Origin of the sequence: [Clostridium] polysaccharolyticum (assembly GCF_900111595.1) — a bacterium.
Taxonomy (GTDB): domain Bacteria; phylum Bacillota; class Clostridia; order Lachnospirales; family Lachnospiraceae; genus Clostridium_AI; species Clostridium_AI polysaccharolyticum.
Map to the genome: position 1 here is coordinate 89,223 of NZ_FOHN01000011.1, position 10,578 is coordinate 99,800.

The following is a 10,578-nucleotide window of genomic DNA, read 5'->3' on the forward strand; positions in this document are numbered from 1 at the left end:
TTCTATTTGGAAAATTAAAGGCAAAAGGATAATCCTTAGAAAGTACAATTGTATTTAATGGGGATATAAGCTAGAATGAGAAAAATATAAAAACGAGGTATAGTATGAAGAAAATAGCAGAAGGAGCAAAGGAGCTCCTTAATGAAATAGATGAAATGACAGAGCTTTTTTACCAGAATAAAGTACAGGAAGGATTTTTAGCATTAAATGTGTTTATTGAAAAACTGGAAAAACTGTTAGCGGAGATTTCTAGCTATCAGATAGAAAGCAATAGAAAAGTTGTAGATGAAGAAAAACTGTTAAGTTCAGTAAAAGAGGCATTTAAAGCCATGCAGGAACAGGATAGTGTTTTGTTAGCAGATTTATTTAGTTATGATATTAAGGAACAGTTAGAACAGGTATTGGATAGTTGTGAATGTAATTAAATTCAGTTTAGATAGAGGAGTATATAGTGTATAGTAAAAATCTTAATATTATAGAAAAGTATAAGCCATCGCTGTTTCAGAAACTGGCAGAATTAGATATTGATAAATTGGAGAAAAAAACAGAAAAAATTGAGAATATGCCAGCCCGTGATGGCAACCTTATTACCGTTGTTACAAAGGATGGGAAAGCGATTCGTTTAAATAGTGCATTTCGTCCGCTGGAAGAAGCACATAAGTGGGTACAGCAATATAAATTTAATAATATGAATAACCATGTTACCATGTATGGAATGGGAAATGGGTATTTTGTAAGAGAACTGTTAAGCAATATGCAGGAACAGGATTATTTACTGGTTTATGAACCTTGTACCGAGTTATTTTTAAATGCACTTCATAATTTTGATTTAGAGGATATTTTTAAGGATTCCAGATTTATTATAGGGGTTGAAAAGATTAATGAATTTGATTTTCATAAGCCGCTTAAGGCAATTTATGGAATGGAGAATCTTTCAAATGTTAAATTCGTGGTTCATTCTGGATATGATAAATTATTCCAAAGAGAATTCAATGAATATTTTAAAAAGGAAATTATTCAGTCTGCTGAATCAGCTCGGGTTGAATATAATACTTTGTTAAAATTGGCAATAAGTACATTAAAAAACCAGTTTATAAATATTCCCATGCTAAGAGACAGCATTTCCATTACACAGCTAAAAGAAATATGGAATTCGGAGGTACCTGCTATTGTAGTAGCAGCAGGGCCGTCATTAGCAGACAGTTTGGAAAAATTAAAATGGATAAAAGGAAAAGCGGTTATTGTAGCAGTGGATAGAAGTCTGCAGTATCTTTTGGATCATGGTATAAAGCCGGACTTTGTTACTACATTGGATCCTGAAAAAAGTTTACAGCAGTTTTCAACAGAAGAATCCGTAGATATTCCTATGTTTTGTTTAACTGCATCTCAGCCTCTGATTATGGAAAGGCAAGTTGGCAGGAAAATCATATGCTGGTCAGGTTATTATTTATACAAAGATTATTTGGAAATGTTGGGGGATTTTCCAGACGTTCACTTAAGTGGTTCTGTTGCAACTTTTACGGTACAGATTTTGGAATATCTTGGGATCAAGAAAATATGTTTAGTAGGGCAGGATCTTTCTTTTCATGGAGAGGTAACTCATGTGGGGGATGTTGTAAGTAATCCATGTGGCACTGCTGGAAAGCTGGTTAACGGCATTGGAGGAACCAAAGTTTTTTCTCGTTATGACTGGATTGAGTTTATTAAGTGGTTTGAAGATTTTATTGAAGTGCATCCAGAGATTACTATAATTGATACAAAGAAGGAAGGGGCACTGATTAAAGGAAGTGTACTTATGGACTTGGAACAGGCAATAGGTGATACCGATCATCAAGTGGAAACCCTGATGGAACAATTCAAAGAGATTCCTCCAGCTTTTACCAGAGAATATTTTCAAACAATTCAAGACAGACTGGTATCGGATAAAGATAGACTTGTAAAGATGAAGAAAAAAGCCAAGGAAGGAGTTGGTTATTGTGCTGATTTAATTCGTCTGGTAAAGCAGGGAAAGGTACAGAGCAAGAGTGTAGATTCTAAAGTTGGAAAAGTAAAAGAAATCACCAATTATCTTAAAGCATTGGAATTTTATAAAATGCTGGATGATTTAGTTATTGCTACAATGGAGCAAAGTTATGTAAAAGTCTTTTCAACCAAGGAAGATGAAAAGGAAAACTTACTTAATATTTTTGATTCCAGCCGTTCATTTTTTGAAGCGGTAGTAGAAGTGGTGAATCTTATAGAACCTGTTATGGCAGAAACCATTCATAAGTTAGAAGAGCAAAATAGCTAAAGGAGTATAGTATGAATATTTTAGCAGTAATTCCAGCAAGAAGCGGTTCAAAAAGTGTAAAAGACAAAAATATCCGTAACATAAATGGAAAGCCCATGCTTGCATATTCCATTGAGCATGCACAAAAAAGCAGATACATCCATCGCATTATTGTAAGTACAGATAGCCAGCAGTATGCGGATATCGCTAAGGAATACGGGGCAGAGGTTCCATTTATAAGGCCGGCAGAATATGCAACGGATACTGCCTTAGACTATGATGTTTTTTGGCACTGTCTGGAGTATTTAAAAGAGGAAGAAGGATATGAGGCTGATATTGTTGTACAGTTAAGGCCCACTTATCCAATTCGGGATATTAAAGATATTGATGCAATGATAGAAATGCTTCTGGAAAATAAGGAGGCAGATTCCGTTCGCAGTCTTGCACCTGCCAGGGAAATTCCATATAAAATGTGGCATAAGGATGAGGATGGAAGAATTACACCACTGATACAGGAGATTCCGGAATGTTATAATATGCCGCGGCAAGAACTGCCAAAGGTATATTATCAGAATGCTTGTATTGATGTATTCCGGGGAAGCGTTGTATTAGAAAAACATTCAATGTCTGGAGACTATATATTAGGATATGAAATGGCACATAATTATGATATTGATACGGAAGAAGAGTTTCAAAGAGCAGAAGTGTATTTAGAGATAACAAAAGGAAAGAAACGTTTTGTTTTTGATATAGATGGAGTGGTAGCCCAATTCGAGCCAGATCTGGATTATAAAGTGGCAAAGCCAAATGATAAAATGATTAAAATCATCAATCATTTGTATGAACTGGGAAATGAAATTGTATTGTTTACGGCAAGAGGCTATGTGACAGGAATTGACTGGTCAGGGATTACACAAGAACAGCTTGGCAGATGGGGAGTAAAGTACCATCAGCTGCTTTTTGGAAAGCCTAATGCAGATTATTATATTGATGATAAAATGCTGGAGATAAATAAGCTGTATAATATTTTTAATATATAGGAGAATAGGAAAAGTGTTTATAAAAGAATCTATGGAAAAGATGTTTTATGAAAATCAGATGGTGCTTCAGGATATCCATTTGGCTGTAAAAAATTTTCATGTGCAGAATTATGACAGGGCATTAAGACTTGGAAGCCAGATTCTTGAGAAAATGGAAGGTCTAGTAAGGGAGTATGTGGAACATGCCGATGAAATAAACCAGACTGGTTTTGCCCAGATTGATTTGCAGCAGATACAAGAGATGCTGTTACGAATATTGAAAACTCAGCAGGACAGGGATTATGTGCTGCTTGCAGATTTATATGAATTAGAACTTGCAGCATATATTGAGGCTGTACAGCAGGCATTGTTCCAATATGTATCGGAAGAAGATTTACAGGCAGATGCACCATATTTTATAGAATTCTGTACCAATGGAGAGTGTACTCTTGCAAAAGAGGCAGAAGGCAGAAAGTTCTATTTTCATAGTAATGATAAGCCGCTGCTTGCAGCGTATGAATTGGCGGAGTCTTGGTATAAGCAGGATAAATCTCAATATATTATTTTTGGTTTTGGCCTAGGATACCATGCATATTTTCTTGGAAAAATAGATGAGACGGTAGAAATTATTGTTTATGAAAGTGATGAGAACGTCATTGCACTGTCCGAAAAATATGGAGTAAAAGAAAAGTTCTTAAAAAATCCAAAGCATAAGCTGATTTATGATAGAAACCAGTCTAAATTGTGGAAGGGACTATCTGGAATGACAGATAGTGGAACCTTTGTAATCCATTATCCTTCTTTGCAGGTAATGGAAGCAAGCAGTATAAAAATAAGGCTGGAAAATTATTTTATCCAGTATAATTCAGTTGAAAATCAGATGGGGATGCTAATTGCAAACTTTAGAGAAAATCAAAAAAATGTTCCAGACACGGTTTACCAGCTTTCGGATAGCTGGAAAGGGAAAACGGCCTATATTGTAGCGGCAGGTCCGTCTCTTGATCAGAATTTCCATGAATTAAAGAAAGTGAATAAAGAGCATAGCATGATCATTGCTGTAGGAACGGTTTTCCGTAAAATGGTAAAGGAGAAGATTCCAATTGATTATGTGGTGATTTCGGATGCCAATCTGCGTGTAAGGGAACAGATAAGAGGAATAGAGGATCAGCAGATTCCGTTATTGCTTTTATCTACGGCAAATTATAAATTCGGAGAAGATTATAAAGGGCCAAAGTACTTGATTTATCAAGAGGATTTTATCCTTGCAGAAGAAGCGGCGAAAAAGAAGAATGGTTTTACCTGTAAAGTAGGGGGATCGGTTTCTACGGTGGCACTGGATCTTGCATTGAAATTGGGGTGCAGAAAAATTATTACATTAGGTCTGGATTTGGCATATACCAATAATTATGCACATGCAAAAGATACATTTAGAAGAAATATTTCAGATGTAAAGGATTTACGTGTAATTGAAGATATATATGGAAAGGAAGTGTATACAAACTGTTCTATGGACCAGTACCGTGAATGGATTGAAAGACACATTAAGAATTTTAGTGATGTTGCATTTTATAATGCGACGGAAGGTGGAGCAAATATCAAAGGAATGAAAAATGTTGCCTTAAAAGATATGGTAAAATAGGAGGTTTGTGCGATGAGCAATATTTTTGAGGATTTATTTATTTTTGAAATGGCCAATAGCCATCAGGGAAGTGTAGAACATGGTCTGGATATTGTACATGCTATGGGAAAAATTGCCCGTAAATATAATATTAAAGCAGCGGTAAAACTTCAGTACCGTAATCTGGATAATTTTATTCATCCTGATTATGTAAACCGTCAGGATATTAAGCATGTGCCAAGATTTATGAGCACTAGATTAAATTATGATCAGTTTAGCCAGATAGTGGATGCCATTCGAGAAGAGGGAATGGTTACGATGGTAACTCCTTTTGATGAAGATAGTGTGGACTGGTGTATGGATCAGGGAATAGATATTATTAAAGTAGCAAGCTGCAGTGCGTTAGATTTTCCGCTGTTATTAAAGATTGCAGAAACACATAAGCCAGTTATTCTATCAACAGGTGGAAAAACGGTCGCAGATATTGATAAAATCTATAATTTTATGACACATAAATCCTGTGAATTTGCATTTATGCATTGTGTTGCGGAATATCCAGCTCCTATGGAGCGTCTTCAGTTAGATTTTATAGATAAACTGAATAGAAGATATCCACATATTACTATCGGGTATTCAGGCCATGAAGATCCAGAGGATAATACCATTCCGATGCTTGCAGTTGCCAAAGGAGCTAAAATACTGGAGCGTCATGTAGGTTTGCCAACAGAGGCAATTACTTTAAATGCGTATTCCATGAATCCGGCACAGGCAGATAAGTGGGTAGAAGCTTCTTTAAACGCCAAAAATATCTGTACCTTAAAGAAAAGCGATGAAAAGTATATTAGTCAGGAAGAAATTGATTCTTTGCATTCTTTAATGCGTGGTGTTTATTTAAAGCATGATGTGAAAGCAGGAGAAGAAATTAAGAGAGAAGATGTATTCTTTGCTATGCCATGTTTTGATAAACAGATGACAAGCGGCGAGTTTTATGATGGAGTAATTGCTTCTAAGGATTACAAAGCCAATGATGAGCTTCATGAGAAAAAGAAGATAACAGATATCAGTCTGGTCCGTAGTGTAATTCATGATGCCAAAGGTATGCTGTATGAGGCAGGAATTGCCCTTGGAAATGATTTTGAAGTAGAATTATCCCATCATTATGGCATGCAGCATTTCAGACAGTTTGGTGCAATTATTATTAATATTATTAATCGTGAATACTGTAAAAAATTAATTATCGTGTTGCCAGGACAATATCATCCTGTACATGCCCATAAAGAAAAGGAAGAAACGTTCCAGCTTCTATATGGCGATTTAAAGGTAACGATCAGTGGAAAAGACCGTTTTATGGAACCAGGGGATATTCAGACGGTATTACGTGGGGAAAAGCATTCCTTTACGTCAAAGCATGGAGCTATATTTGAAGAAGTATCTACAACCCATATTAAAAATGATTCTTATTATGAAGATGAAAAAATAAGTGGATTAGATCCAATTGAGAGAAAAACCATAATGAGAAGATGGTAGGAAAATGCTTATGCTAGGTTTGCAGTATTATGAAAAGTGAAATAATTATTTATTTGCTGAAAGCCTTTGAACAGGATCAGCAAAAGCAGATGGGGAAGACTATTTTAAAATGGAGCATTTAATTATTTTGATAAGGGGAAGATGAAATGCGGATTGGAATTGTGCAGATGCAAATCCTATGGGAGAACAAAGAAAAAAATAAGGAAAAAATTCTCTTATTTCTTACACAAGCTCAAAAAGAGAAAATAGATCTTGTACTGTTGCCAGAGATGTCTTTGACTGGATTTTCAATGGAAGTTTGTAAAACGAAAGATTCGTATGCTGGTCAGACCATAGAATGGTTTCAGAAGATATGCCGGAACAGGAAATTAGCGATTGGGTTTGGATGGGTAGAAAAAAATGAACAGGAGAAAGCCCTGAATCATTATTCTATTGTAGACAAACAAGGAAATCTTATTTCGGATTATGTAAAAATCCATCCATTTCGTTATGGAAAAGAGTCGGAATATTTTCAGGGTGGAAATAATATAGTATGCTGTAATCTGTTAGAGCATAAAATAGCAACAGTAATCTGTTATGATCTTCGTTTTCCAGAACTGTTCCGCATACAGGACAAAGACTGTTCCGTAATCATTGTACCAGCTAATTGGCCAGCATCTAGAAGCAGTCATTGGAAATGTTTATTACAGGCAAGAGCCATTGAGAATCAAGTCTATATTATAGGCATAAATTGTTGTGGCATGATGGACGGTTCTTATTACTCAGGAGACAGCTCCGTGTTTAGTCCAGTTGGGGAACGGCTGCTGCAAGTAGGAGATAAAGAAACCATGGCTTGGATTGAAATAAACAATGATGTAAAGGAATATCAGAGCAAGTTTCCTGTGAGAATGGATCAGCGGATTCAGATTAAACAGGAATTTTGAAAGGAGAGTTTACATGATATTTATTTTAATTGCATTGGGGATTTGTGGAATTGATTTGAGTATAAAGTACTGGATTGAAAGCAGGAGAACGTTTTCGGATAAAACGGAGCTGTTAAAAGGAAACGTTGTAATTGAAAAAAGTCATAATAATGGTGTCTGCCTTAATTTTATGGAAAAGAGGCCAAATTATGTTCTTGGAATTACAGGGATTATTCTAGGAATTTTAATTTGTTTTTTTGCGATACTGCTTCCGAAAAAGAGAAAATATTTTTGGAAGTTAGCTGTTTCTTTTATGGCTGGTGGTGCTTCGGGAAATTTTTTTGATCGCATGCACCGAGGTTATGTTGTAGATTATTTGAATTTTCCAAAAATAAAAAAAATGAAACAGATAGACTTTAATTTGTCAGATTTGTTTTTAATAGCAGGAAGTGCTTTGGCTTTTATTATAAGTCTATTTACTAAGGAGTCGCAATGACAGGGAAATTATTATAGAAGATAGTGTAAAGTAGCCTATGAAAAAATCAAGCCAATAAAAAAGGCTTCAACGAACCTTGATAATTACAAATTATTCAGTTTTAGGCATGCCACGCCACCCTTGACAGCACACAAAAGCAGTGCTCTGAACGTCTCACCGACGGCGAAGAACTCAGGAACAGTATAAATGTCAATACAAAAATGTACAAAAAATCTAAAATAAGAATGTACATTTACACTATCTAATCTGTTGCTTTCATATGGTCTTTTAACCGATATGACTTACCTGAAATGCTTACCACATTTGCATGGTGAAGTACACGGTCTAATATTGCATTTGCTACTACTGCATCATAAAACACACTGTCCCATTCGCTAAAATTTATATTTGTGGTCAGTATTGTGCTCTTTTTCTCATAGCGCATATCGATTAACTGGAAGAATAGATTGGAATCCTCCTTGTCTATTGGAAGATAGCCGTGTGTTCTGCAAGCTGTCAACAGCTTGCCAGTGAAAGTCTGGTCGGAGTAATCACCAGTGAGCTCCGTAGCAAGCATCCAGTGCTTTTGGGTGACCGATTGTGCTGAAGCGATGTATGCCTATGTGAAATAGGTGCAAGTTAGTAGTCCGTAACATTAAGTGAATCCTGTAGCATCGTTACCTTAGACCCCTCGGGGAAAAAAAGGGAGTCGAGTCACTGGCTTTATGACGAAGACCATGGAAGGTGTGTAGACACTGGAATCAGCGCTGAGGAACCCTTCGGTGTAGAGGGAGCGGAATGTTAACATAGTTGTTGATGGAACAGAAGAGACCTCATAGTGTCATGCTTCCATAAACATGTAATTCTTGATATAAATTACACACGAAATTCAAGAAGAAGCATTATGAGGAGTCGGAGGAGCCAATAGTATCTGTGATGGTGTGGCAAGATAAACACACCTAGAAAAGGGGCTCTGCTTTAGTCAAGTTAAACAGGAAGGTAAGGGACAGTGCATGCCTCAAAAAGGACAACAACACTCAATAAATAAATCACGACAACTTCAATGTAAACTATACTTGGCTGCCAAAAAGGATAAACAACGCAGATTTCATGCGCTGTATGACCGTATTTTTCGCCTGGATATCTTATGGCGGGCGTGGAAAGAGGTAAAAGAGAACAAAGGAAGTGCTGGAATAGATGGTGTAACCTTTGAAATGATTGAAGAGTATGGTGTGGAATCATACTTACTGGATATCCAAGAAGATTTAATGAAAGGCGTTTATCGTCCAAAGCCAGTCAAAAGAGTCTATATACCAAAACCAGATGGAAAACAACGACCACTGGGCATACCTGTCATTCGAGATAGAATCGTACAACAGGCGTGCAAGATAGTGGTTGAGCCAATATTTGAAGCAAACTTTTTAGAATGTTCATATGGCTTCAGACCAAAGAGGGATGCAATACAGGCAACAAAAGAGGTACAAAAGATTCTATACAAAAACTGGTATGTGGTAGATGCAGATATAAAAGGATATTTTGACAACATTGATCATGAAATACTCATGAAACTTATCGAGAGGAGAATCAGCGACAGACGAGTTCTGAAATTGTTTCGGCAATGGCTGAAAGCTGGAGTTATTGAAGATGGAAAATTTTTTCCGACTGATATGGGTTCGCCACAAGGGGGAGTTATAAGTCCACTCATGGCGAATATATATTTGCATGTCTTGGATTCTCACTGGAATAATAACAAAGAATTAGGAGAATTGGTTAGATATGCAGATGATGCTGTAATTGTCTGTTATTCCAAGAAACAAGCGGACTTAGCGTTTATGCATCTAAAAGCTCTAATGCAAAGGCTGAAATTAACTCTGCATCCCATTAAAACAAGGATAGTAGATATGAACACAGAAAGTTTTGATTTCCTCGGGTTCACCTTTCAGAAATTTCATAACACGAAACTCAATCGAAAGCTACCTTATATGATGCCAAATAAAAAGGCGTTAAAGAAGGTAAAAGATAGTATTCGAGAAGTCACCTGTAGAATAATCGGCATATGAATCGTTAGACCATAAAGTGGAGAGATTGAATCCCATTATTCGGGGGTGGAGAAACTACTTTGCAAATGGTAATTCATATCTGAGATTTAAACAGTTGGATGAGTATCTATGGATGAAACTGTGGAGACAGAAGTATTGTTATCGAAAGCAAAGAAAATACAGAGAGAGAATACTGATGGAATTCAATGAATGGTACAGAAACAGTGGAATAGAGTTCTTTTACGCTCCAAACAAAAAGAGATATATGCATAACCTTTGAATGCAGCAAGATGAAGACTATCGGAAAGCCGTGTGAGGGAGAACCTCATGCACGGTTTGATGTGGCAGGTGATGGAATCGTGAATAGCGCGCCATCACTTGACCCTACCAGTTCATCAATTATTAACAGTCTATAGTGACAAAAATGTTTTAGCCTGTCCTGTAGCCTGTTTTCTGCCTTAGCCTTTTTTAACTGCTGGAGCAAGTCATTACACTTAATAAAATAAGTGCTAATTCTTTTTTGGGCAGCCTCTATTCCAATAGAAGTCGCAAGATGTGTTTTCCCAACGCCACTTGTACCAAGAAATACAATATTCTCATTCTGTTCAAGGAAACGCAGGGTCCCGAATTCAGCAATTTGCTGCTGGTTAATGCAGGACTGGAAGGTGAAATCAAAATCTTTCAGCTCTTTGTGATGTGGAAATGCACCCGCTTTAATCATGGATTTGG

Annotated in this window: 10 protein-coding genes and 1 pseudogene; 9 read left to right on the forward strand and 2 right to left on the reverse strand. The window is 36.5% G+C overall.

All coding sequences use genetic code 11. The features are described 5' to 3' along the window. Positions 1-104 precede the first annotated feature (104 nt). The 7 genes from BMY85_RS08705 to BMY85_RS08735 all read left to right on the forward strand — a co-directional run bounded on the left by BMY85_RS08705 (position 105) and on the right by BMY85_RS08735 (position 7,831). The gene (locus tag BMY85_RS08705; RefSeq protein WP_092477891.1) at positions 105-425 is read left to right on the forward strand and encodes a hypothetical protein; all 321 of its coding nucleotides are present in this window, start codon (positions 105-107) and stop codon (positions 423-425) included. A 26-nt stretch (positions 426-451) separates the two neighbouring features. Next, positions 452-2,290, forward strand: a complete 1,839-nt coding sequence (locus BMY85_RS08710; protein WP_092477892.1) for a motility associated factor glycosyltransferase family protein — start codon at positions 452-454, stop codon at positions 2,288-2,290. Positions 2,291-2,301: 11 nt separating this feature from the next. After that, positions 2,302-3,309, forward strand: a complete 1,008-nt coding sequence (locus BMY85_RS08715) for an acylneuraminate cytidylyltransferase family protein (RefSeq protein ID WP_092477893.1) — start codon at positions 2,302-2,304, stop codon at positions 3,307-3,309. A 13-nt stretch (positions 3,310-3,322) separates the two neighbouring features. Next, positions 3,323-4,927, forward strand: coding sequence for a motility associated factor glycosyltransferase family protein (locus BMY85_RS08720; RefSeq protein WP_092477894.1), 1,605 nt, complete (start codon positions 3,323-3,325; stop codon positions 4,925-4,927). Positions 4,928-4,939: 12 nt separating this feature from the next. Continuing rightward, positions 4,940-6,433, forward strand: coding sequence for an N-acetylneuraminate synthase family protein (locus BMY85_RS08725; protein WP_092477895.1), 1,494 nt, complete (start codon positions 4,940-4,942; stop codon positions 6,431-6,433). 146 nt (positions 6,434-6,579) lie between these two features. Then, entirely contained in the window at positions 6,580-7,356 is a 777-nt protein-coding gene (locus BMY85_RS08730) for a carbon-nitrogen family hydrolase (protein ID WP_092477896.1), read from the forward strand. Positions 7,357-7,369: 13 nt separating this feature from the next. Further along, on the forward strand, positions 7,370-7,831 hold the full coding sequence (locus BMY85_RS08735) for a signal peptidase II (protein WP_092477897.1): 462 nt from the start codon (positions 7,370-7,372) through the stop codon (positions 7,829-7,831). Positions 7,832-8,072: 241 nt separating this feature from the next. Here BMY85_RS08735 and BMY85_RS08740 read toward each other — a convergent pair whose 3' ends face one another. Continuing rightward, positions 8,073-8,387, reverse strand: a complete 315-nt coding sequence (locus BMY85_RS08740; RefSeq protein WP_330387247.1) for an ATP-binding protein — start codon at positions 8,385-8,387, stop codon at positions 8,073-8,075. A gap of 436 nt (positions 8,388-8,823) precedes the next feature. Between BMY85_RS08740 and ltrA the strand changes: the two genes are divergently transcribed. Further along, the gene (gene ltrA / locus BMY85_RS08745; protein WP_242939707.1) at positions 8,824-9,870 is read left to right on the forward strand and encodes a group II intron reverse transcriptase/maturase; all 1,047 of its coding nucleotides are present in this window, start codon (positions 8,824-8,826) and stop codon (positions 9,868-9,870) included. Between the two features lie 13 nt (positions 9,871-9,883). Then, positions 9,884-10,129: pseudogene (locus tag BMY85_RS16350) on the forward strand (group II intron maturase-specific domain-containing protein); the annotation flags it as partial. A gap of 45 nt (positions 10,130-10,174) precedes the next feature. Here BMY85_RS16350 and BMY85_RS08750 read toward each other — a convergent pair. Continuing rightward, positions 10,175-10,578, reverse strand: a 404-nt coding sequence (locus tag BMY85_RS08750) for an ATP-binding protein (RefSeq protein WP_278280400.1), incomplete at its 5' end; no start/stop codon positions are given.

Excerpts from the sequence above, each read along its gene's own strand:
- BMY85_RS08705 (WP_092477891.1), top strand. The coding sequence starts at position 105 with ATGAAGAAAATAGCAGAAGGAGCAAAGGAGCTCCTTAATGAAATAGAT.
- BMY85_RS08715 (WP_092477893.1), top strand. The coding sequence starts at position 2,302 with ATGAATATTTTAGCAGTAATTCCAGCAAGAAGCGGTTCAAAAAGTGTA.
- BMY85_RS08725 (WP_092477895.1), top strand. The coding sequence starts at position 4,940 with ATGAGCAATATTTTTGAGGATTTATTTATTTTTGAAATGGCCAATAGC.
- BMY85_RS08730 (WP_092477896.1), top strand. The coding sequence starts at position 6,580 with ATGCGGATTGGAATTGTGCAGATGCAAATCCTATGGGAGAACAAAGAA.
- BMY85_RS08735 (WP_092477897.1), top strand. The coding sequence starts at position 7,370 with ATGATATTTATTTTAATTGCATTGGGGATTTGTGGAATTGATTTGAGT.
- BMY85_RS08740 (WP_330387247.1), bottom strand. The coding sequence starts at position 8,387 with ATGCTTGCTACGGAGCTCACTGGTGATTACTCCGACCAGACTTTCACT.
- ltrA (WP_242939707.1), top strand. The coding sequence starts at position 8,824 with ATGCCTCAAAAAGGACAACAACACTCAATAAATAAATCACGACAACTT.